17 protein-coding genes are annotated in these 22,423 nt (G+C 65.9%); 11 read left to right on the top strand and 6 right to left on the bottom strand.

The features are described from left to right. Positions 1 to 2: 2 nt before the first annotated feature. Positions 3 to 908 (bottom strand): bifunctional DNA-formamidopyrimidine glycosylase/DNA-(apurinic or apyrimidinic site) lyase, encoded by a 906-nt coding sequence (gene mutM, locus M2427_RS26080; protein ID WP_280709680.1) that lies wholly within the window; start codon positions 906 to 908, stop codon positions 3 to 5. 81 nt (positions 909 to 989) lie between these two features. On the opposite strand from mutM, the gene ubiE reads away from it, so the two are divergent. From ubiE to trxA, 11 genes are all read left to right on the top strand, one after another. Beyond that, a complete protein-coding gene (gene ubiE / locus M2427_RS26085; RefSeq protein WP_280709681.1) occupies positions 990 to 1,751 on the top strand; it encodes a bifunctional demethylmenaquinone methyltransferase/2-methoxy-6-polyprenyl-1,4-benzoquinol methylase UbiE in 762 nt (253 codons plus the stop codon). Continuing rightward, positions 1,748 to 3,322 carry a 2-polyprenylphenol 6-hydroxylase gene (ubiB, locus tag M2427_RS26090; RefSeq protein WP_280709682.1) on the top strand — a complete coding sequence of 525 codons (1,575 nt, stop codon included), beginning with the start codon at positions 1,748 to 1,750 and terminating at the stop codon, positions 3,320 to 3,322. Before ubiE ends, ubiB begins: the two co-directional genes overlap by 4 nt. A 71-nt stretch (positions 3,323 to 3,393) precedes the next feature. After that, on the top strand, positions 3,394 to 4,845 hold the full coding sequence (coaBC, locus tag M2427_RS26095; protein ID WP_280709683.1) for a bifunctional phosphopantothenoylcysteine decarboxylase/phosphopantothenate--cysteine ligase CoaBC: 1,452 nt from the start codon (positions 3,394 to 3,396) through the stop codon (positions 4,843 to 4,845). Between the two features lie 17 nt (positions 4,846 to 4,862). After that, on the top strand, positions 4,863 to 5,321 hold the full coding sequence (dut, locus tag M2427_RS26100) for a dUTP diphosphatase (RefSeq protein ID WP_280709685.1): 459 nt from the start codon (positions 4,863 to 4,865) through the stop codon (positions 5,319 to 5,321). 293 nt (positions 5,322 to 5,614) lie between these two features. Further along, positions 5,615 to 8,119, top strand: a complete 2,505-nt coding sequence (locus tag M2427_RS26105; RefSeq protein WP_280709686.1) for a PAS domain-containing sensor histidine kinase — start codon at positions 5,615 to 5,617, stop codon at positions 8,117 to 8,119. After that, positions 8,116 to 9,636, top strand: coding sequence for a tRNA (adenosine(37)-N6)-threonylcarbamoyltransferase complex ATPase subunit type 1 TsaE (tsaE, locus tag M2427_RS26110; RefSeq protein ID WP_280709687.1), 1,521 nt, complete (start codon positions 8,116 to 8,118; stop codon positions 9,634 to 9,636). Before M2427_RS26105 ends, tsaE begins: the two co-directional genes overlap by 4 nt. Positions 9,637 to 9,724: 88 nt before the next feature. Further along, positions 9,725 to 10,042, top strand: a complete 318-nt coding sequence (locus M2427_RS26115) for a PilZ domain-containing protein (RefSeq protein ID WP_280709689.1) — start codon at positions 9,725 to 9,727, stop codon at positions 10,040 to 10,042. Positions 10,043 to 10,169: 127 nt separating this feature from the next. Next, positions 10,170 to 10,892 carry a nucleotidyltransferase family protein gene (locus tag M2427_RS26120; RefSeq protein ID WP_280709691.1) on the top strand — a complete coding sequence of 241 codons (723 nt, stop codon included), beginning with the start codon at positions 10,170 to 10,172 and terminating at the stop codon, positions 10,890 to 10,892. A gap of 245 nt (positions 10,893 to 11,137) precedes the next feature. Further along, positions 11,138 to 14,281: a double-strand break repair protein AddB gene (gene addB / locus M2427_RS26125; RefSeq protein WP_280709692.1), complete on the top strand. Its 3,144-nt coding sequence runs from the start codon at positions 11,138 to 11,140 to the stop codon at positions 14,279 to 14,281. Next, positions 14,275 to 17,784, top strand: coding sequence for a double-strand break repair helicase AddA (gene addA / locus M2427_RS26130; protein WP_280709694.1), 3,510 nt, complete (start codon positions 14,275 to 14,277; stop codon positions 17,782 to 17,784). The genes addB and addA overlap by 7 nt, the downstream gene beginning before the upstream one ends. 68 nt (positions 17,785 to 17,852) lie before the next feature. After that, entirely contained in the window at positions 17,853 to 18,173 is a 321-nt protein-coding gene (gene trxA / locus M2427_RS26135; protein WP_007598398.1) for a thioredoxin, read from the top strand. Positions 18,174 to 18,226: 53 nt separating this feature from the next. Here trxA and M2427_RS26140 read toward each other — a convergent pair whose 3' ends face one another. From M2427_RS26140 to accD, 5 genes are all read right to left on the bottom strand, one after another. Then, positions 18,227 to 18,688, bottom strand: a complete 462-nt coding sequence (locus tag M2427_RS26140; RefSeq protein WP_280709695.1) for a MarR family transcriptional regulator — start codon at positions 18,686 to 18,688, stop codon at positions 18,227 to 18,229. Next, complete coding sequence (locus tag M2427_RS26145; protein WP_280709697.1) at positions 18,685 to 19,110, bottom strand: SRPBCC family protein; 426 nt, start codon at positions 19,108 to 19,110, stop codon at positions 18,685 to 18,687. The genes M2427_RS26140 and M2427_RS26145 overlap by 4 nt, the downstream gene beginning before the upstream one ends. A gap of 79 nt (positions 19,111 to 19,189) precedes the next feature. After that, positions 19,190 to 19,930, bottom strand: a complete 741-nt coding sequence (locus M2427_RS26150; RefSeq protein ID WP_280709698.1) for a metallophosphoesterase family protein — start codon at positions 19,928 to 19,930, stop codon at positions 19,190 to 19,192. A gap of 137 nt (positions 19,931 to 20,067) precedes the next feature. Next, positions 20,068 to 21,411, bottom strand: a complete 1,344-nt coding sequence (locus tag M2427_RS26155) for a folylpolyglutamate synthase/dihydrofolate synthase family protein (RefSeq protein WP_280709699.1) — start codon at positions 21,409 to 21,411, stop codon at positions 20,068 to 20,070. Beyond that, a complete protein-coding gene (gene accD / locus M2427_RS26160) occupies positions 21,408 to 22,349 on the bottom strand; it encodes an acetyl-CoA carboxylase, carboxyltransferase subunit beta (RefSeq protein WP_280709700.1) in 942 nt (313 codons plus the stop codon). Before accD ends, M2427_RS26155 begins: the two co-directional genes overlap by 4 nt. Between the last annotated feature and the right edge of the window lie 74 nt (positions 22,350 to 22,423).

The following is a 22,423-nucleotide window of genomic DNA, read 5'->3' on the forward strand; positions in this document are numbered from 1 at the left end:
CCTCACTTCTGACATTTCGAACACCAGAAGGTCGAGCGGCCGTTCTGGGTGAAGCGCTTGATGGTGCCGCCGCAGCGCGGGGTCGTGCAGGTCTCGCCTTCGCGATCATAGACCTTGAACGAATGCTGGAAATAGCCGAGCTCGCCGGAGGTCTGGCGATGATCGCGCAATGACGAGCCGCCGGCCTTGATGGCGTCGTTCAGCACGGTATGGATCGCACCGACCAATCGTTTTGCGTGATCCGTCGGCTCGCCCACGGCGACGCCCTTGCGTCGTCCGGACTTCGTTGACAGCGTCGCGGCAATCCGGCGCGGCGACAGATGCGAGCGGTGGAGGGCTTCGCAGACATAGATGTTGCCGAGACCTGCGACCACACGCTGATCGAGCAGCGCAGCCTTCAGGTTCGTCTTCTTGCCCTCGCATGAGCTCGCCAGCATCGCGGCGTCGAACTCGTTGCCGAGCGGCTCGGGGCCGAGGTCGCGCAGCAAGGGCTCGTCTTCGATCGCTTCGCGCGCGATCACTTTCATGTAACCGAAGCGGCGCGGATCGTTGAAGACGATGTCGGCGCCCGAGGACATCCGAAACAGCACATGGTCGTGCGCGGAATCCTTGCCCTTGGGATAGTGAAACTCGCCGGGCGCAGCCTCGTTGTCCGGCTTGATGACGCGGAACGAGCCCGACATGCCCAGATGCATCAGCAATACGTCGCCGGAGGCGAGATCGGCCATGAGATATTTTGCACGGCGCCCCAACCCCGTGACGATCTGCCCCTGCAGCCGGGCGACAAAGTCCGGCTGGAACGGAAAGCGCAAATCGGGTCTGCGGGCCTCCGCGGCGACGATTTTCGCCCCCTCCATGACGGGCTGAAGGCCGCGGCGGACGGTCTCGACTTCGGGCAATTCAGGCATGGTCAGGCATTCACCTTATGAGGGCGGTGTGATAGCGCCATTGCGGCGGCCGCGCTATGGTCCGCCCTGTGGAGTAGAGTAATGGATCGGCCGGGCGAAACCACGCATTTTGGCTTCAAAGACGTACCCCTGGGGGACAAGCAGACGCTGGTGAACGATGTGTTTCACAGCGTGGCGTCGCGCTATGATTTGATGAACGATTTGATGTCCGCTGGCCTGCACCGGGTCTGGAAGGACATCATGATCAACGCGCTGGATCCGCCGCGCAGCGACCGGCCGTTCAAATTGCTCGACGTTGCCGGCGGCACCGGTGACATCTCGTTCCGCGCCGCCAAGGCGGCAGGGGAAGGCTTCCACGCCACCGTCTGCGACATCAATTCCGACATGCTGGCGGTGGGCCGCGAGCGTGCCGCCAAGCGCCACCTCGACACCCGGGTCGATTTCGTCGAGGGCAATGCCGAGGCGCTCGCCTTCGCCGACCGCAGCTTTGACGCATATACGATCGCGTTCGGCATTCGCAACGTGCCGCAAATCGACAAGGCGCTGCGCGAAGCCTATCGCGTGCTCAAGCCCGGCAGCCGTTTCCTGTGCCTGGAATTCTCGACGGTCGAGATGCCCGGCCTCGACAAGCTCTACGACCTGTTCTCGTTCAAGGTGATCCCGCCGCTCGGCCGCATGGTCACGGGCGACGCGGAATCCTACCAGTACCTGGTCGAATCGATCCGCAAGTTTCCGAAGCCGAACGCCTTCGCCGACATGATCCGCGACGCCGGCTTTTCCCGCGTGAGCTGGCAAACCCTGACCGGCGGCATCGTCGCACTGCATTCGGGCTGGCGTTTGTGATCTCTGCCATCACCCACATCACGCGCCTGATCCGCGCTGCGTTCGTGTTTGCGCGCGAGGGCGTGTTCGGCTCCGTCGACCCGAGCCTGGTGCCGCCGCCCGGACAGCTTGCGCTGAAGCTTGCCCGCCTCGTCGAACGCCGCGGCGTCAAGCAGGGACCACGAATCTCGCGCGCGCTGACGCGGATGGGCCCGGCCTATCTCAAGCTCGGCCAGTTCCTGGCGACACGTCCTGACGTCGTCGGCTTCAACATGGCGCGCGACCTCGAAAGCCTTCAGGACCGGTTGCCGCCGTTTCCGCAAGCCGAGGCTGAAGCTGCGATCGCGACCTCGCTGGAGCGACCGCTAAAGGATGTGTTCGTCAGCCTCAGCGCACCCGTGGCGGCCGCCTCGATCGCGCAGGTGCATCGCGGCGAGGTGATGCGCGACGGCATTCGCAAGGCGGTCGCGGTCAAGGTGCTCAGGCCCAACGTCGCCTCGCGCTTCCGCCGCGACCTCTCCGATTTCTTCTACGTCGCGCACAAGGCCGAGACCTATTCGAGCGAGGCGCGGCGCCTGCGCCTCGTCGAGGTCATCAACACCATGTCGCGCTCGGTCGCGATGGAGATGGACCTGCGGCTGGAAGCGGCCGCGCTGTCGGAAATGGCGGAAAACACGCGCGACGATCCTGATTTCCGCGTGCCCGATGTGGACTGGGACCGCACCACGCACAACGTGCTGACGATGGAGTGGATCGACGGCATCGCGCTGAACGATCACAAGCGCCTGGCGGAAGCACAGGTCGACCTGCCCGATCTCGGCCGGAAGGTGATCCAGAGTTTTCTGCGGCACGCGCTGCGCGACGGCTTCTTCCACGCCGACATGCACCCTGGAAACCTGTTCCTGGATGATGCCGGCCGTCTCGTCGCGGTCGATTTCGGCATCATGGGCCGGCTCGGCATGAAGGAGCGGCGCTTCCTCGCCGAAATCCTGCTCGGCTTCATCACCCGCGACTATCGCCGCGTCGCCGAGGTGCATTTCGAGGCGGGCTACGTGCCCTCGCATCATTCGGTCGAGAATTTCGCGCAAGCCATCCGTGCCATCGGCGAGCCCATTCACAACCGCACCGCCGAGGAGATCTCGATGGCGCGGCTCTTGACGCTGCTGCTTGAAGTCACCGGCCTGTTCGACATGACGACGCGGCCTGAATTGATCCTGTTGCAGAAGACCATGGTGGTGGTCGAGGGCGTCGCGCGCGGCTTCGATCCCAAGCTCGACATCTGGAAGGTCGCCGATCCCGTGGTCCGCGAATGGATCGAACGCAATCTCGGACCTGCTGGCCGGGTGCAAGGCGCGCTCGCCGGCGGCGGCGACATCGCCCGCGTGCTGATGCGCCTGCCCGACATCGTGCAGCGCTCGGTCGCGGTGCTCGAGCAGCTCGAAACCATGACGCGGGAAGGCATCCGGCTATCGCCGGAGAGCATCGCCGCGATGGGCCGCAGCGAGGGCCGCAAGAACCGCTGGCGCACCGTGGCGGTCTGGATCATCGCCGTGACCTTCATCGGCATCCTGATCGCCGTCCGGAATCTGTGATCACCAAGAGCATGATTGCACTGCAATCACGAAGGTGATAGCATCGCTATCATCCGTGCTGGAGGGGCGTCATGGCAAGCCTGACCATCCGCAAGCTCGACGACACCGTCAAAGCCTATTTGCGCCTGCGCTCGGCCAGGAACCGCAGGTCGGTCGAGGAAGAGGTCCGGGTCATCCTGCGGGAGCTGATCGAGGGCCGTGAGGAGCCGCTGACGCCGTTTTCGGCGCCGCCCGAAGCGTCCCCCGCGCCGGCGGCCCTGCGCTCCAGTGCCGTCCCTGAGGCCGGCGTTACCCTGATCATCGGCGGCGGCATCGCGGCCTTCAAGTCGCTCGACCTGATCCGCCGGCTGAAGGAGCGGCGCATCGAGGTCCGCTGCGTGCTGACCAAGGCGGCCGAACAGTTCGTCACCCCGCTCTCGGTGAGCGCCCTCTCCCATGAGCGCGTCTACAACGATCTGTTCGATCCCCAGAGCGAGTTCGACGCCGGCCACATCCGCCTCGCCCGCGACTGCGATCTGATCGTGGTGGCGCCGGCGACCGCCGATCTGATGGCGAAGATGGCCAACGGCCATGCCGACGATCTTGCCAGCGCGATCCTGCTTGCGACCTCCAGAAAGATCCTGCTGGCGCCGGCGATGAATCCGCTGATGTGGAACAACCCGGCGACCCGCCGCAACGTCGCGCAGCTTCAGCGCGACGGCGTCCTGCTGATCGGCCCCAACTCAGGCGAGATGGCCGAGGCGGGCGAAGCCGGAGTCGGCCGCATGTCGGAGGCCATCGAAATCGCCAATGCCGCCGAGAAACTGCTGCGGCCGCCGGTGCCGCGGCCGCTGGCCGGCAAGCGCGTGCTGATCACCGCGGGTCCCACCCATGAGCCGATCGATCCGGTGCGCTACATTGCCAACCGTTCCTCGGGCAAGCAGGGTTTTGCGATTGCTGCCGCAGCCCAGGCTGCGGGCGCAGAGGTGATCCTGGTGAGCGGCCCGGTCGATCTCGACGATCCCGCCGGCGTCACGGTGAAGCATGTCGAATCGGCGCGGCAGATGCTGGAGCAGGTGCAATCAGCACTTCCCGCCGACATCGCGATTTTCGCTGCCGCCGTCGCCGACTGGCGCGTTGCCAATGAAGGCGAGCAGAAGCTGAAGAAGACGTCCGCCGGCATGCCGCCGCTGCAACTGGTCGAGAACCCCGACATTCTCGCCACGATCTCAAAACTCGCCGACAAGCGGCCGCCGCTGGTGATCGGCTTTGCCGCCGAGACCGAGCATCTCATCGACAACGCCAAGACAAAACTCGCCCGCAAGGGCTGCGACTGGATCGTCGCCAATGACGTCTCGCCCGCGACGGGCGTGATGGGCGGCGACCGCAACACCGTGCACCTGATCAGCAAGAATGCTGAGAACAACGGCGAGATCACAGTTGATTCCTGGCCTGTCATGACCAAGGAACAGGTCGCCATCGAACTGGTCGCGCATATCGTGAAGCGCGTGACCGACAAATCCGTCGACAAACCCGTCGCCTAATCCTTGGAGCCGGCATCTTGAGCACGAAGGTCACCGTCGAACTGCAGCAACTGGCCCACGCCGAGGGCCTGCCGCTGCCGGCCTATCAGACCGCTGATGCCGCCGGCCTCGACCTGATGGCCGCTGTGGCGGAGAGCGAGCCGGTGACGCTCGCGCCGGGCCAATATGCGCTGGTGCCGACCGGGCTCGCGATCGCGTTGCCATCAGGCTTTGAAGCCCAGGTGCGGCCACGCTCCGGACTTGCGGCGAAGCACGGCGTCACCGTGCTCAACACGCCCGGCACTATCGACGCCGACTACCGCGGCGAGATCAAGGTGATCCTGATCAACCACGGCGCCACGCCCTTCGTGATCAAGCGCGGCGAGCGCATCGCGCAGATGGTGATCGCGCCCGTGGTCCAGGCCGCGCTGGTTCAGGTCGCGACGCTGTCATCGACCGATCGCGGCGCCGGCGGGTTTGGGTCGACGGGGCGGTAGTTTTTTGCCTCTCCCGCTTGCGGGAGCTTTGCACAAAACTCCCGCAAAGCGGGCGACGGAGCACGCCGCCATCGGCGCAGGCAATCCGCCCGACACGCTAACGCCCAGCAATCTCAACCGAATCATCCGCAGAATTACGTGAGGCCGGAACTCCACGCCCCGCATTTTTTTGGGGCCGGGTTTGCGTTCACGGTCTGGACTCTTACCGGTGGAGTCGTGGGGAGGGTATTGTCGTTTGATTCGCGCGCGACGGGGGTCGCAGTGCGGTCAATTCGTGCGGTCTTGGGGCAACTATGTCAGACGTGATCGTGTCGATGCGTCGGACGCTGCTGTCGTGCACTTCGCTGGCGCGCAACAGCTTGTTGGGAGGCGCTCTCGCAGCGCTGCTGCCGGCTGGGCCGGCGAAAGCCGCCGACGTCGTCGATACACTCTCGATATTGCTGGATTTCAACCGGCAGGAGCTCGCGGTGCTGGCCACCGCGCTGGCCTTGCTCGGGTTCACGGTGGTGGCCGCGATCCTGTTGATGCGCACGCGCGTGCGCACCGCGAAGAACGAAGCGGCGTTGCGCGGACGGATCAGGGAACTACAGCTGCAGACCGACCGCTTCGGTGCGCTGCTGTTCGCCGAGCCGCAGGTCCTGATCTCATGGCCGGCCGGCGACGATCGCGCGCAGATCTCGGGCGATATCTCCATGGTGTTGCCGCGCGACCCCTCGCCGCAGCGCGTGCTCGCCTTCGGAACCTGGCTGCCGCCGGAACCGGCACTGCAAATGGACCACGCCGTCGATGGCTTGCGCGAACGCGGTGACGGCTTCCAGCTGACGCTGACCACAGCCAACGGCCACACGCTGGAAGCACTCGGTCGCGCCATCGGCGGCCAAGCCATTGTCCGGATTCGCGAATTGTCCGGCCTGCGGCGTGAACTTGCCGAAACCAATCTGCGCTACAAGGCGCTCTCGGATGAGACCGAGATGCTGCGTGGCTTCGCCGCAGCGGCGCCATGGCCGATCTGGGCCAAGGGCGAGAATGGCGCGCTGAACTTCGCCAATCCGGCCTATGTGCGTGCGACGGAAGCGACCAGCATCACCGACGCCCAGGAGCGCAAGCTCGAGCTGCTCGACAGCGCCGACCGCGCCGCCATGGAGCGCAGCCTGAAGGAGGCAGCGCACTTCTCCTCGCGGCTGCCGATCGTGATCGGCGGCGAGCGGCGCATGTACGACGTGCGCGCTGTCAATGTCGGCAATGGCAGCGTCGGCGTCGCGATCGACGCATCCGAAGCGGATGCGCTGAGTGCTGCGCTGGTGCGGATGGCGGAGGCGCATCGACGTACGCTCGACCAGCTCTCTTCGGGTGTCGCCGTGTTCGACGGCCAGCGCCGGCTCGCCTTCTACAACGACTCCTACCGCCGGCTGTGGGACCTCGACCGCACCTTCCTGGATGCCAATCCGGACGATTCCAGCGTGCTCGACAAGCTCCGCGCCGCGCGCAAATTGCAGGAGCAGCCTGATTTCCGCGCCTGGAAGGCCAAGCTGCACGAGGCCTATCGCGCGGTCGAGGCCGCCAAGGACACCTGGTATCTGCCGGACGGCCGCGCGCTCTCCGTCGTCACCACGCCAAATCCCGAGGGCGGCGTCACCTATCTGTTGGACGACGTCACCGAAAGCCTCGAGCTCGCCCGCCGCTTCGACGGCATGATCCGGGTCCAGCGCGAGACGCTGGACAGCCTCGCCGAGGGCGTCGCCGTGTTCGGCAGCAATGGCAAGGCGCAGCTGTTCAATCCGGCCTTCCTGCGGATGTGGAAGCTCTCGAACGATTCCATGCGCGAGGAGCCGCATATCCAGACGGTCGAAGGCTGGTGCCATCAACTGTTCGACGACGCCGTGGTCTGGCGCCAGATCCGCGAGGCCATCACCTCGATCGAGAATCGCGGCGACGTGCCGCTGAAGCTCGAGCGCAAGGACGGCAGCGTGCTCGACGGCATGATCCGCCCGCTGCACGACGGCGCGACCATGCTGACCTTCCTCGACATCACCGACACCGAGAATGTCGAGCGCGCGCTGCGCGAACGCAACGAGGCGCTGGAAGCCGCCGACCAGATGAAGGTGGATTTCGTCCACCACGTCTCCTACGAGCTGCGCTCGCCGCTCACCACCATCATCGGCTTCGCGCATTTCCTCAGCGACCCCTCGACCGGGCCGCTGACGCCCAAGCAGGCCGAATATCTCGACTACGTCACCAAATCGACCAACGCGCTGCTGGCGCTGACCAACAATATTCTCGATCTCGCCACCATCGACGCCGGCGCCATGAAGCTGGAGCTCGGTCCGGTCGATGTCAGCAAGACCATCGAGCTTGCCGCCGAAGGCATCCAGGACCGGCTCGCCACCGACCGCATCCGCCTCAAGGTCGAGATCGCGCCCGATGTCGGCAGCTTCATCGGCGACGAGAAGCGCGTGGTGCAGGTGCTCTATAACCTGCTCGCCAACGCCGTCGGCTTCTCGCCGCAGGATTCCACCGTCGGCATCAGCGCGCGCCGCACCGAGCGCAGCGTCGTCTTCATTGTGACAGATTCCGGACCTGGAATACCTGCCGACATGAAGGACAAGGTGTTCAACTGGTTCGAAAGCCGCTCGCAGGGCTCGCGTCATCGCGGCGCCGGGCTCGGCCTGTCGCTGGTGCGCTCCTTCGTCGAGCTGCATGGCGGCAAGGTGCAGGTGGATTCGGTCGTCGGCAATGGCACGGCCGTCACTTGCGACTTCCCGACCGACCAGGCGGCGCATCGCGACGCCGCCGAATGAGCGAACCCACCAAACTCTCCGTCGCGCTTCACAACGAGACGGCCACCGCGCAATTGATGGCCGATCTCGCGCTGCTGGTCGGCCCCGGCGATACCATCACGCTGACAGGCGATCTCGGCGCCGGCAAGACCGCAGCGGCGCGCAGCCTGATCCGCTACCTCGCCGGCGACGACGAGCTGGAAGTGCCGAGCCCGACCTTCACGCTGGTGCAGGGCTACGAGCTACCGGCATTTCCGGTCATGCACGCCGATCTCTATCGCGTCGAGGACGAGAGCGAGCTCGAGGAGATCGGGCTGTCGCCATTGCCCGATGCCACGCTGGTGCTGATCGAATGGCCGGAGCGCGCGCCGTCGGCGATGCCCGAAGATCGCATCGACATCGCGCTGACGCATCGACCCGCGCTGGGCTCAAATGCGCGCGCCGCCGACATCACCGGTCATGGCAAGAGCGCAGCGGTTGTTGCGCGGCTGAAGACCCTGCGCGAATTCCTCCAGGTATCAGGCTACATCGACGCGGCTCGGAAGCGCATGCCTGGCGATGCCTCGACACGCTCCTATGCGCGGCTGATCCGCGACGACGAAATCGTCATCCTCATGAATTCGCCGCAGCGACCCGATGGCGCCGCGATCTACAACGGAAAATCCTACAGCGCCGCGGTGCATCTGGCGGAAAACATCAAGCCGTTCGTTGCCCTCGACGAAGGCCTGCGCGCGGCAGGAGTCTCCGCGCCGAAAATCCATCATGTCGATCTCGACGACGGCTTTCTGATCTCGGAGGATTTCGGCAGCGAAGGCGTGATCGAAGGCGATCCGCCGCGGCCGATTCCCGAACGCTATGAAGCCGCGACCGACGTGCTGGCCGTGCTGCATGGCAAGACGCTGCCGGAAACCCTACCGCTCGACGGGCAGACCTATGCCATTCCGGCGTGGGACATCGAGGCACTGCTGATCGAGATCGGCTTGATGCCGGAATGGTATCTGCCCGATCGCAACGCGCCGCTGAGCGAGGCGAAGCACGCGGAGTTCTTTGCGATGTGGCGCGAGCTCTTGAAGAAGCCGCTGGCCGCGCCAAAGACCTGGGTCATCCGCGACTACCACTCGCCCAATCTGATTTGGCTCGCGGATCGCGCCGGCATGGCGCGCGTCGGCGTGATCGACTTCCAGGACACCGTGCTCGGGCCGCACGCCTATGACGTGGTGTCGCTGTTGCAGGACGCCCGCATCGACGTCCCTGAGACCCTCGAGCTGACGCTGCTGTCGCGCTACATCAAGGCGCGCCGGCTTGAAGATGCGAGCTTCGATGCGGCCGGCTTCGCCGAGCTCTATGCCATCATGTCGGCACAGCGCAACACGCGCCTGCTCGGCACCTTCGCCCGGCTCAACCGCCGCGACGGCAAGCCGCATTACCTGCGCCACCAGCCGCGGATCTGGACCTATCTTCAGCGCTCCCTGGCGCATCCGGCGCTCGAGCATCTGCGCGACTGGTACCTCGCCAACGTCCCGCCGCCGCGACCCTGAGCGGGAACCGGTTTACCGGCTGTTAGCCGTCGCACCGGTATCATCGCCCGCAGGCAGCCGGACAGATACGTGGCTGGAGCAAGGGCAGATGGCGGTCAAGACGGACCATCGCGGGAACGCCAGGGTTATTTTCGAACGCGGGATCGCGGCCCAGATGATGGGCATCGACGGCACCTGGCGGCGCGACTGCACCATGGAGGACGTCTCCGAGACCGGCGCCAAGCTGACCATCGACGGCTCGGTCGAGGGCCTGCATCTGAAGGAATTTTTTCTGCTGCTGTCGTCCACCGGACTCGCGTACCGGCGCTGCGAACTGGCCTGGGTGAATGGCGACCAGATCGGCGTCAATTTCCTGAAGGTCGGTGACAAAAAGAAAAAGGCGCGTTCCACAGCCGTCGGGGCGTGAGCGCAACACACGTCGTACAACCGTCACGGCGGCTGGTTAAGGCGGTTCAGATGCGGTGCGGCCTGGTCCGGTCCGTGCTAGCATTCCTGCAAACGCGCGAATTTTAGAGGTTCGAGAAAGCCGAGGCATGTCCGTCAAACCGACCAAAGCCATGGTGCTCGCCGCAGGTTTCGGCCTGCGCATGCGTCCGCTGACGGACAAGATGCCGAAGCCGATGGTGCCGGTGGCTGGCCAGCCGCTGCTCGATCACGTCCTCGACAAGCTCGGCCAGGCGGGCGTCACCGACGCGATCGTCAACGTGCATTATCTGCCGGACCAGATCATCGATCACACGGCATCGCGCCAGCATCCGCGCGTGACCATCTCGGACGAGCGCGACCAGGTGCTCGGCACCGGTGGCGGCGTGGTCAAGGCGCTGCCGCTGCTCGGCGATGCGCCGTTCTTTCACGTCAATTCCGACACGCTGTGGATCGACGGGGTGCGCTCGAACCTGGAGCGGCTTGCCGAAAACTTCGACCCTGAGCGCATGGACATCCTGCTGCTGATGGCGCCGACCGCAACCAGCATCGGCTATAGCGGCCGCGGCGATTACGGCATGCTGCCCGACGGCGCGTTGCGCAAGCGCAAGGAGAAAGAGATCGTCCCGTTCGTCTATGCGGGCGCGGCGATCCTGTCGCCGAAGATCTTCGAAGGTGCGCCGCAGGGCGAGTTCTCGCTGACCAAAATGTTCGACCGCGCCAATGAACAGGAGCGCCTGTTCGGCCTGCGCCTCGACGGCGTCTGGATGCATGTCGGCACGCCGGATGCGGTGCATGCCGCGGAAGAGGCGTTTTTGGAGAGCGTGGCGTAGGAACACTCTCTTGTCCCGGACGCGGTGCGGCGCGAAGTGCCGCTCCGCAGAGCCGGGACCCACTCTATCCTCACTTGCGGAACGAAGTTGGCTGGGCCCCGGCTCAGCGGCGCATCACTACGTGCTGCGCCGCGTCCGGGGCACGAGAGTGATGCTTAGCGAACAGCGGGGACGATTTCGCCCCGGCCCATGACCATTTGAATCCGCCTCCCTATATTGGCGCCTGATCCCGAATCAGGCGGCCCATGCGCGTTTTCAGTGTTCCTCTCTCAGTTCCGTTTCTGCGCACCATCGTAGCAAGCCTGCTCGATGGCCGGCTGGTCGAGGGATTCCAGGCACGCAAGGAACCGGCGCGGCTGGCGGATGCCACGCTTTATCTGCCCACGCGGCGCGCCATGCGCGTCGTGCGCGAGATCTTTCTCGACGAGATGAAGGCGGATGCCGTGGTGCTGCCGCGCATCGTCGCGCTCGGCGACATCGACGAGGACGAGCTCGCTTTTGCCGAGGAGGGTGAACAGTTTTCCGGCGCAACGCCGCTTGAAATTCCGCCGCGGCTCGATGAGCTCGAACGGCGACTGACACTGGCGCAGCTCGTTGCCGCCTGGGCCAAGGGCCCAGTGCTGGCGCCGCTGGTGGTCGGAGGCCCCGCCTCGACGCTGGCGTTGGCCGGCGATCTCGCCCGCCTGATCGACGACATGGTGACGCGCGGCATCGACTGGAGCGCGCTCGACGGGCTCGTGCCTGATAGTCTCGATCAATATTGGCAGCATTCGCTCGAATTCCTGCGGATCGCAAAGATCGCCTGGCCCAATCATCTCGCCGAGATCGGCCGGATCGAGCCCGCCGCACGGCGCGACCAGTTGATCGCAGCCGAAGCACGGCGCTTGACCGCGCATCCCGGAGGTCCCGTGATCGCCGCTGGCTCGACGGGTTCGATGCCGGCCACCGCAAAATTTTTGCACGCAGTCGCCTCACTACCCCACGGCGCCGTCGTGCTGCCGGGGCTCGACACCGATCTCGACGAGGAAGCCTGGCAGATCATCGGCGGCAGCAGGGACCTGCTGGGCATCATCGAGAATCCGACCTCGAACCATCCGCAATATGCGATGCATGGCCTGCTGCAGCGTTTCGGCATCAAGCGCAGCGACGTCGAGATCCTGGAGCCGCCTGCGTCGCATGGCCGCGATCTGCTCGCATCGGAATCAATGCGGCCGTCGAGCGCCACCGAGAAATGGCATGACCGGCTGAAGCAGCCTGACGTGGCGGCGAAGGTCGCGGGCGGCATGCAGAATCTCGCGGTCGTGGCGGCGCCCAATCCGGAAATGGAAGCGCTCGCGATCGCCATCGCGATGCGCGAGGCGCGGCATCTCGACAAATCGGCGGCGCTGGTGACGCCGGACCGCGCGCTGGCACGGCGGGTGATGGCGGCGCTGACGCGGTGGGATCTGGCGTTCGATGATTCCGGCGGCGATGTGCTGATGGAAACCTCGGCCGGCGTGTTTGCGCGACTCGCGGCAGAGGCGGCCACCAAGGGCCTGGAGCCGCCGACGCTGCTGGCGATGCTGAAACATCCGCTGTGTGGGCTCGGCCGCGCGAGCGGTGCGTGGAAGACGGCGATCGAGGACCTCGAGCTCGCCGTCTTGCGCGGCACGCGCCCGCCTGCGGGCACGGGCGGTTTGTTGCGCGAGTTCAACCGCTTTCGCGAGGAGCTGGCAAAGCTGTGGCGCAGCGAAGTCTCTGCGCTGCATAAGGCTGAGCCGCGCGCACGTCTCAAGGCGGAGGACCTCGATCGTATCCAGGCGCTGATCGACGCGTTGCAGAGAGCTCTGGCGCCGCTCGAAAGTCTCGCGTCGTCAAAACCATTCGACTTCGCCGAGCTCGCGCATCGCCATCGCGAGATCCTGATCGAGCTGTCGCGCGACGAGCAGGGCATCCCGCTCGCCTTCGAGGAGCGCGAGGGCCTCGCGCTCGCCGGCGCCTTCGACGATCTCCTGCGCGGCGGCACCACCAGCGGACTGATGGTGACGCTGCCGGACTATGCCGACGTCTTCCAGACCGCATTCAGCGATCGCGCCGTGCGTCGGCGGGACAAGCCCGGCGCGCGGCTGCAGATCTACGGTCCGCTGGAATCGCGCCTGATGCAGGCCGACCGAATCATCATCGGTGGGCTCATCGAAGGTGTCTGGCCGCCGGCGCCTCGGATCGATCCCTGGCTCAGCCGGCCGATGCGACACGAGCTTGGCCTTGATCTGCCGGAGCGCCGCATCGGCCTCTCCGCGCATGACTTCGCGCAACTGCTCGGCGGCGACGAGGTGATCCTCACCCATTCCGCCAAGGCCGGCGGCGCGCCGGCGGTGGCTTCGCGCTTCCTGCACCGGCTGGAGGCCGTCGCGGGCGACGATCTCTGGAAGACCGCCGTTCGCGCCGGCGAAAAATACGTGCAGTTTGCAAGTGCACTGGATCAGCCGGCCGAGGTCAGGCCGATCAAGCAGCCTGAGCCGCGGCCGCCGCGCGCGACGCGACCGCTGAAGATGTCGGTGACCGCGATCGAGGACTGGCTGCGCGATCCCTACACGATCTACGCCAAGCACATTCTGCGCCTCGACGCGCTCGATCCCGTCGACATGCCGCTCTCGGCCGCCGACCGCGGCTCGGCGATCCACGATGCACTCGGCGAGTTCACCGAAACTTATGCCGGGCATCTGCCCGACGATCCTGCCCGCGTGCTGCGCACGATCGGCGAGAAATATTTTGCGCCGCTGATGGAGCGGCCCGAGGCGCGCGCCCTGTGGTGGCCGCGCTTCCAGCGCATCGCGCGCTGGTTCGGCGAATGGGAGACGGCGCGGCGCGAGGCGATCGAGGCGATCACGGCGGAGACGCGCGGCGAGATATCGATCAGGCTCGACAATGAGCGCAGCTTCAAGCTCTCCGCCCGCGCCGACCGCATCGAGCGGCGCCAGGGCGGCGCCTACGCCATCCTCGACTACAAGACCGGCCAGCCGCCGACCGGCAAGCAGGTCCGCATGGGCTTGTCGCCACAGCTGACGCTTGAGGCCGCGATCCTGCGCGAGGGTGGTTTCCCCGGCATCGACGCCGGTGCGTCGGTGAGCCAACTCGTCTATGTCCGCCTGAGCGGCAACAATCCGCCGGGCGAGGAACGCATCCTCGAGCTCAAATACAAGCCCGGCGACGAACCGCAGCCGCCGGACACGGCGGCTGCAGAAGCGCGGGCCAAGCTGGAGGCGCTGATCCGCGCCTTCGACGACGAGAACCAGCCCTACACCTCGCTGAACCTGCCGATGTGGACCAACCGCTACGGCGCCTATGACGATCTCGCCCGGATCAAGGAATGGTCCGCGGCCGGCGGCCTGGGGATCGAAGAATGGTAAAGGCCTCCCGCCCAATCCCGGATGAAGTGCGCGCGCGGCAGGCGCGGGCGTCGGACCCGACTGCATCCGCCTTCGTGTCCGCCAATGCCGGCTCGGGCAAGACTCATGTGCTGGTGCAGCGCGTGATCCGCCTGCTGCTATCAGGCGTGCCGCCGGAAAAGATCCTCTGCATCACCTTCACCAAGGCCGCCGCCGCCAACATGGCCGAGCGCGTGTTCACGACGCTTGGCCATTGGGTGACGCTCGACGATACCGGGCTGGATGCTGCGATCCGCGCCGTCGGCATCCCACACCCCAGCGCGAAACTCCGCCGCGAAGCGCGAAAACTGTTTGCTTGCGCGCTGGAGACGCCGGGCGGTCTGAAGGTGCAGACCATCCACGCGCTGTGCACCCGCCTGCTCCAGCAATTTCCGTTCGAGGCCAACGTTCCGGCGCGGTTCGCCGTGATGGACGATCGCGACCAGACCGACATGATGGAGCGCGCCAATCTGAAGGTGTTTTTGGAGGCCGCGCGCGATCCCGACAGCGTCACCGGCCGCGCGCTGCTGACTGCGATGGCGAGCGCGGCCGACGTCACCTTCAAGGAGGTCGTGCGCGAGGCGTGCCTGAGCCGCGATCATTTCATGGCGTGGACCGATGAGGCCGGCAACGCCGGCGCGGCGGCCGAGCAGATGGCGGCCGTGCTGGGTGTGGACGCGAGCGATCGCATCGAGGTTGTCGAGACCGAGATTCTCGATGGCCCGTTCCTGCCGCGATCGCGCTGGGACGACATCGCGTTCGCCCTGGAAGACGGCAGCAAATCCGACAACGATCAGGCGAGCCGGCTCCGCGAAGCAAAGGTGTTTTCGGGCGCCGCTCAGGTCGATGCGTATCTGTCTGTCTTCCTCACCGACGAAAAGCTGCCGCGCAAGGCGGTTGTGACCAAGAAGTTCGGCGAGCACAATCCGTCCGTCGCGCGCCTGTTCGAGAACGAAGCGCTGCGCCTCAGCGGATTGGTCGAGAAACGCCGCGCCGTGACCATGCGCGACCGCACCGCGGCCCTCCTGCATATCGCAACCGCTGCGGCTGCTAACTATCGCCGCGAGAAGCAAGAGCGCGGCCTGCTCGACTATGACGACCTCATCGACAAGACGCTGGCGATGCTCAACCGCATCTCCGCGGGCTGGGTGCATTACAAGCTCGACCGCGGCGTCGATCACGTGCTGATCGACGAAGCCCAGGATACCAGCCCACGGCAGTGGGACATCGTCGCGCACATCATCTCGGAATTCACCGCCGGCGAAGGCGCGCGCGAAGGGCTGAATCGCACGGTCTTTGCGGTCGGCGACGAGAAGCAGTCGATCTTCTCGTTCCAAGGCGCGGCGCCGCACGAATTCGACGCGCGCCGGCGCGAGCTGCATCGCAAGTTCACCGCGGCAGGACTGAAATTCGATCCTGTTGCCTTCACCTATTCGTTCCGCTCGGGCGCCGCGATCCTGCACTCGGTCGATCACGTGTTCCGCGAGCCCCAGATCTACAAAAGCATCCATTCGGTCGAGATCGGCCATCCCCTGCACAATGCGCTCGCCGATGCCGGTCCCAGCGTGATCGAGCTGTGGGACCTCGCCGAAGCCGACGAGCGGCAGGAAATCGAGGGCTGGCGCGCGCCGTTCGATGGCGTCGCCGTGACCAGTCCGGAGGTCAAGCTCGCCCGCCGCATCCAGGCCGAGATCAAGCGGCTGGTCGAGAGCGGCACGCTGACGGGACACGAAGGCGAGCGGCGGCCGCTGCGCTACGGCGACATGCTGATCCTGGTGCGCCGGCGCGGCAATGCGTTCGACGCCGTGATCCAGGCGCTGAAGCACGCCGGCGTTCCCGTCGCCGGCGCCGACCGGCTGAAACTGACCGAGCATATCGCGATCATCGACCTGATGAACCTCGCGGACGCGCTGCTGCTGCCGCAGGACGATCTCGCGCTGGCGGTGGCGCTGAAGAGCCCGCTGTTCGGGCTAGACGACGACGATCTCTTCGCGCTTGCGCACGACCGCAAGGGCTCGCTGCGCCGCGCGCTCAGTGAGCATGCGGCTGGGATCGAGAAATTCGCGACCGTCCTGCATCGCCTCGAGGCTTGCGAGATGCGTGCGCGCGAGGAGACACCGTTCGCCTTCTACGCCTGGCTGCTTGGCGGCGACGGCGGCCGCGCGCGGATCCTGCGCCGGCTCGGGCATGAAGCGAACGATGCGCTCGACGAATTCCTGGAGCTGGCGCTGAATTGCGAGCGCAAGGCCCCGGCCTCGCTGCAGGGCTTCATGGCCTGGCTGCGTTCCGCCGACACCGAGGTGAAGCGCGACATGGAGATCACCCGCGACGAGGTGCGGGTGATGACCGTGCACGGCGCCAAGGGTCTCGAAGCCTCGGTCGTGTTCATGGTCGACACCACATCCTCACCGGCGGACTCGCAGCGCGTCCGGCTGATCAACGTGCCGCGCGGCAATGGCGGCGAGGTCGTGGTCTGGGCCGGCCGCAAGGCGGACGATCCCAAGCCTGTCGCCGACGCACGCAAGGCGATGCTGGAGGAGACCGAGGACGAATATCGCCGCCTGCTCTATGTCGCGATGACGCGCGCAGCCGATCGCCTGATCGTTGGCGGCTGCCTGCCCGGCAACATGAGAACGGTCCGCAAGCTGAGCTGGTACGATTTGATCGACACCGGGCTGTCAGGATCGGGGCTGGAGAAGGAGACGATCGAGACGCCGCTCGGCAAGGTGACGCGATTCGCCCGCCCCGAGGATGTCACAGCGCTGGGCACGCCGGCGACGTCCGTGGACCAGACAATCGTGCTGCCGGACTGGCTGCGGACGCCTGCACCGGGCGAGACTGTCGATGACGATCCAGTTCGTCCCTCCGGCCAATCGGCCGAGGACGGCCGCACGGTCCGGCCAGGCGAATCAGTCCGGTCGCGCGCGCTGGCGCTGCAACGCGGCACGCTGGTGCACCGGTTGCTGCAATCGCTCCCCGATATCGCCACCGAGCGCCGGCGCGAGGCCGCGCTCGGCTTCATGGCGCGTAACGCCTCTGACTGGGCCGACCCCGACCGCGCCGCGCTGGCCGACAAGGTGCTGGCCTTGATCGCCGAGCCGCGATTCGCGCCGGTGTTTGCGACCGGCAGCCGGGCCGAAGTCGCGATCGTCGGCCGGCTGGACCGGCCGGACCGCCCGCCGGCGCTCGTATCAGGTCAGATCGATCGGCTGGTCGTTCGTCCGGACGAGGTCTTGATCGTCGATTTCAAGACCAACCAGGCGGCCCCGAAAAGCGTCGCCGAAGCACCGGCCGCCTATGTCCGGCAGCTTGCGCTGTACCGGGCGGTGTTGGCGCGGCTTTATCCCCAAAGGCCCATCCGGGCGGTCCTGCTCTGGACCGAGGCCCTTGAATATATGGAGATTTCAGCCCCCGCGCTGGACGCGGCGCTGGCATCTCTTCATCTCGGTGTGAGCGTCCTTGACCCGGCAAGGGGCCGTTCATAGGTTGACGCCATGATCCCGGCGCGATTCCAGGTCGCGCCGATTCTCTTTCAACCGAGTGAGGTACTCCAATGGCCGTTGGCAAGGTTTCTGACACCGATTTCGAAGCCGAAGTGCTCAAGGCAAACGGCCCCGTCGTCGTCGATTTCTGGGCCGAGTGGTGCGGCCCCTGCCGCATGATCGCACCCGCCCTCGACGAGATCGCCGGCGCGATGGGCGACAAGGTCAAGATCGTGAAGCTCAACGTCGACGAGAGCCCGAAGACTGCGTCGAAGTACGGCGTGATGTCGATCCCGACCCTGATGATCTTCAAGGGCGGCGAGATGGCCTCCCGCCAGGTCGGTGCGGCGCCGAAGGCGAAGCTTCAGCAGTGGATCACGTCGGCGGTCTGATCCACGTCGCGACACGATGATTTTCGACAACGGCCGGCGCTTCGCCGGCCGTTTTATTGTTGGTCGGTTTCATCGACGAGCGTCTGAAACATTGCAACCAGCCGCTTGGTATCGGACGCGAGCGGCTTGAAGAACGCGGCGTCGGCGTCCTCGACGGCCACGACGGCTTTGCGCGCGAGATCGCGGCCCGCTCTGGTGACCGTGATCGCCTTGGCGCGCGGATCCTGGGGATGATCGATCCGCTCGATCCACCTGGCCGCCTCCAGCGCACGCAACACCTGCGAAGTCGTCATCGGATCGATGCCGCTCAGCTGCGAGAGCCGCGCCTGGGTCAGCGTTTCCTCAGCGCCAAACCAGGTCGCGGTCGCCAGCAGCACGAACTGCGAATGGGTGAGCTCGTAAGGCTGAAGCGCCACCCGCAACCGGCGTTGCCAGGCGTTGGAGATTTTCCAGAGCAGAAAGCCCGGGCTTTCGGCGGGGCCGGACAGTCGTGTCGGGAGCGGCGGCTTGGTCATCGCGCCCCTTCAGCCAGCTTCGCAAGGCTCGCCAGCACCTCCGGAAAGTCGGCGGAAACGGCCGGACCGATCTCGGCGGCCTGCGGGCCGCTTGCATCGACGGCGTAGACAATGCGCGTGCGCGCCGGCCCGAGCGGCTCGATGCGATGGGCGACAAGGATGGCGAGATCGCCGACCCGGGTTTCATCGACGAAGCAGACGTTCTCGCGAACATCGACCAGTTGCGAACGCAGCGGCTCCTCGCCGGGCGGCGTCATCGTGAACCAGGTGCCTGATGTAAACGGCCCGTCGATGGCAATCTGCGCGATACCCGCGTTCCAGTTCTTCCAGGCCGGGACATCGCGAAAGATGCTCCAGATCGTCTCCGGGCTTGCCGTCGTCTCGATGGCGTATTCGCTCCGCCAGGTGCTTTCGTCGTTCATGGCATGACCTCCTCTTAGTATGCGCGCTTATAATAAGCGCACATACTATCTGAGTCAAGCCATAGCCGGATGAAGCCGTCTATTTGATCCACCCTGTCGCCAGAGCGTTGGCCAGCTCCGGCTGGCCGTTGTTGCGGGCGAGCGCGGCCATCGTTTCATGGTCGTAGGCGATCTGGCGGAACGTTGCCTGCCACGCCCGATCAACAAGTTCGAGGATCGCATAGCGCGCGTGCGGCGTGCCGGCTTCGACCAGATGCGGGAACGGATGCACGTCGCGATAGCCGGGGCTGCCGACGCTGCCGGGATTAACGATCAGCCTGTTGTCGCGAAGCCGAACCGCGCGGGCGAGATGGGTGTGGGCGCAGAGGATCAGCGACTGCGTGATGGCTTGCGCGAACTGCTCGATGCGATCGAGCGGCGACAGCGCGACCGTGCCGTCAGGGTGCACGGTGTCGAGCCAGTAGACTTCGTCATCCCTGGGCGTCGCATGGCAGAGAAAGACCTGCTCGCGAAATACGCGTGTCATCGGCTGCGCGCGCAGCCAGTCGAGCTGCGCGGAGTTGAGCTGCGCATGCGCGGGGCGGTCCCACGATCCCATCTTCTCCGGCGGACGATCGAGCAGATAGCGGTCGTGATTGCCGAGCACATGCACGGCGTCGAGCGGCATCAGGATCTCGATGGTGCGGCGCGCATCGAGCGGGCCACTCAGCATGTCGCCGAGATTGACGATGTCGGTGATCCCAAGCGCACGGATGTCGGCAAGCACCGCCTCCAGTGCGAGATAGTTTCCGTGGACGTCGGCAATCGCGGCAAAACGCATTGGGTCACCCTCACTTGCCCCGGACGCAGCACAGCACATCAGTGGTGCGCTGCAGAGCCGGGGCCCATGTTGCGGCATTCTGGGTCCCGGCTCTGCATCGCGTCATTTCATGCCGCGCCGCGTCCGGGACACGAGAACTATGCAGGAGGCGTGCCGTTGAGGCCAAGCACCTGGCCGGCGAGATAGAGCGAGCCCGTGATCAGGATGCGCGGCGGCACTTCGTAGGCGAGCTTCGACAGGGAGCGCAGCGCGGCCTCGACGCCTGCGGCGATTTCGACGCGCATGCCAAGCCTGCGGACGGCATCGGCGAGACGGTCGACCGGCATCGCGTTCTCGGTATCCGGGATAGGCACTGCGATGATGTGACGGGTCAGGCCGGCGAAATTGGCGAGGAACGCCTGCGCGTCCTTGTTGGCCATCATGCCGACGATCACCACCAGTGGCCGCGACACCCGCTCCTCGAGATCGCCAAGCGCAGCAGCGGTGACGCGGCCGCCTTCGGCATTGTGCCCGCCGTCCAGCCAGATCTCCGAGCCTTGCGGTCCCCAGGCGAGCAACTCACCCGCGGTGAGACGCTGCATCCGTGCCGGCCATTCGGCACCGACGATGCCAGCCTCGAACGCTGTCTGGTTGACCTTGAACGTCGGGATCGCGCGCAGCGTCGCAATCGCAAGGCCCGCGTTATCGAACTGGTGACGGCCGAACAGGCGCGGCGCAGCGAGATCCATCAGGCCGCGCTCGTCGGAATAGACCAGGCGGCCATGCTCGACATTGACGTGCCAGCTCTCGTTGGCCGCGAACAGCGGCGCATGCATGCGCCTGGCCTGCGCCTCGATCACCGCCATCGCCTCAGGCGTCTGCTCGGCGCAAATCACGGGCACGCCGCGCTTGATGATTGCGGCCTTCTCGCCGGCGATCGAAGTCAGCGTGGGCCCAAGGAAATCCATGTGGTCCATGCTGACGGGCGTGATCACGCAGGCCGCGGGCGTATCGACCACGTTGGTCGAATCGAGCCGGCCGCCGAGGCCGACTTCGAGCAGCACGGCATCGGCAGGATTTTGCGCGAACAGCAGGAACGCGGCCGCGGTCTTCAGCTCGAACACCGTCGCAGGCTCGCCGGCATTGACGCGCTCGACCTCTTCCAGAGCCGCGCGCAATTCGTCGTCGCTGACCAGAACCCCGCCACCGACGCGACCGATGCGAAAGCATTCGTTGATGCGGACGAGATAGGGCGAGGTGTAGGCGTGGACGCGCAGGCCTGCGGCCTCCAGCGTGGCGCGCAAGTATGCGACCGTCGAGCCCTTGCCGTTGGTGCCGGCGACGTGGATCACCGGCGGCAGCTTGCGTTCGGGATGGCCGAGCCGCTCGAGCAGGCGGTGCATCCGCTCGAGCCCGAGATCGATGCGCTTCTGGTGCAGGGCCGACAGCCGCCCGATCAATTGATCGAGCGACGGCTTTGCGCTGTCAGAGGATGCGTTCACGCGTGGGGCGCAGCCGGCGCCGTCTCGGGGGCCGATACGATCTGCGCCGGTGTCGTCACCGGCTGGACCGATTTCGAGGTACCATCAAGCGCCGGCGCCTTGGTCAGCAGGCGGCACAGCCGCGCCAGGGTCGGACGCAGCTCATGGCGATGCACGACCATGTCGACCATGCCGTGCTCTTTCAGGTATTCGGCGCGCTGGAAACCCTCGGGGAGCTTTTCGCGGATGGTCTGCTCGATCACGCGCGCGCCGGCAAAGCCGATCAGCGCGCCGGGCTCGGCGATCTGCACGTCGCCGAGCATCGCATAGGATGCGGTGACGCCTCCGGTGGTCGGGTTGGTCAGCACGACGATGTAGGGCTGCTTGGCCTCGCGCAGCATCTGCACGGCAACCGTGGTGCGCGGCATCTGCATCAGCGACAGGATGCCTTCCTGCATGCGCGCGCCGCCGGATGCCGCAAACACGATGAACGGCGACTTCTTCTCGACCGCAAGCTCGAGCCCGCGCACGATGGCTTCGCCTGCGGCCATGCCGAGCGAGCCGCCCATGAAATCGAAATCCTGCACGGCGACGACGACGCCGGCGCCTTCGAGCTTGCCGTAGCCGACCTTGATCGCATCGTTGAGGTTAGTTCGCGCGCGGGCATCCTTGATGCGATCGACATACTTCTTCTCGTCGCGAAACTTCAGCGGATCGGGCGTGACGTCGGGCAAGGCCACGTCGAACCAGGTCTCGTTGTCGAAGATCGACTTCAGCCGCGCCACCGCGCCCATGCGCATGTGGTAGTTCGAGCCGGGGATGACGAACTGGTTGGCCTCGACGTCCTTGTAGAACACGAGCTGCCCGGAATCCGGGCACTTGATCCAGAGATTCTCCGGCGTCTCCCGCCGCAGCATGTTGCGGATCTTCGGCCGGACCACATTGGTAAGCCAGTTCATGGTTTGCTCCGATGTACGAGCCCCCAAGGGATCGCCTGAAAGACTATATGGCGGCCGGGCCTCTGCCCGGCAAG

This window comes from Bradyrhizobium sp. BR13661, assembly GCF_029892425.1.
Taxonomy (GTDB): domain Bacteria; phylum Pseudomonadota; class Alphaproteobacteria; order Rhizobiales; family Xanthobacteraceae; genus Bradyrhizobium.

What these genes read in the sequence shown, in the direction of transcription:
- ubiE (WP_280709681.1), top strand. Translation starts at nt 990, where the DNA reads ATGGATCGGCCGGGCGAAACCACGCATTTTGGCTTCAAAGACGTACCC.
- addA (WP_280709694.1), top strand. Translation starts at nt 14,275, where the DNA reads ATGGTAAAGGCCTCCCGCCCAATCCCGGATGAAGTGCGCGCGCGGCAG.
- trxA (WP_007598398.1), top strand. Translation starts at nt 17,853, where the DNA reads ATGGCCGTTGGCAAGGTTTCTGACACCGATTTCGAAGCCGAAGTGCTC.
- M2427_RS26120 (WP_280709691.1), top strand. Translation starts at nt 10,170, where the DNA reads ATGTCCGTCAAACCGACCAAAGCCATGGTGCTCGCCGCAGGTTTCGGC.
- M2427_RS26105 (WP_280709686.1), top strand. Translation starts at nt 5,615, where the DNA reads ATGTCAGACGTGATCGTGTCGATGCGTCGGACGCTGCTGTCGTGCACT.
- accD (WP_280709700.1), bottom strand. Translation starts at nt 22,349, where the DNA reads ATGAACTGGCTTACCAATGTGGTCCGGCCGAAGATCCGCAACATGCTG.
- coaBC (WP_280709683.1), top strand. Translation starts at nt 3,394, where the DNA reads ATGGCAAGCCTGACCATCCGCAAGCTCGACGACACCGTCAAAGCCTAT.
- tsaE (WP_280709687.1), top strand. Translation starts at nt 8,116, where the DNA reads ATGAGCGAACCCACCAAACTCTCCGTCGCGCTTCACAACGAGACGGCC.
- M2427_RS26140 (WP_280709695.1), bottom strand. Translation starts at nt 18,688, where the DNA reads ATGACCAAGCCGCCGCTCCCGACACGACTGTCCGGCCCCGCCGAAAGC.
- M2427_RS26150 (WP_280709698.1), bottom strand. Translation starts at nt 19,930, where the DNA reads ATGCGTTTTGCCGCGATTGCCGACGTCCACGGAAACTATCTCGCACTG.
- addB (WP_280709692.1), top strand. Translation starts at nt 11,138, where the DNA reads ATGCGCGTTTTCAGTGTTCCTCTCTCAGTTCCGTTTCTGCGCACCATC.
- mutM (WP_280709680.1), bottom strand. Translation starts at nt 908, where the DNA reads ATGCCTGAATTGCCCGAAGTCGAGACCGTCCGCCGCGGCCTTCAGCCC.
- M2427_RS26115 (WP_280709689.1), top strand. Translation starts at nt 9,725, where the DNA reads ATGGCGGTCAAGACGGACCATCGCGGGAACGCCAGGGTTATTTTCGAA.
- M2427_RS26145 (WP_280709697.1), bottom strand. Translation starts at nt 19,110, where the DNA reads ATGAACGACGAAAGCACCTGGCGGAGCGAATACGCCATCGAGACGACG.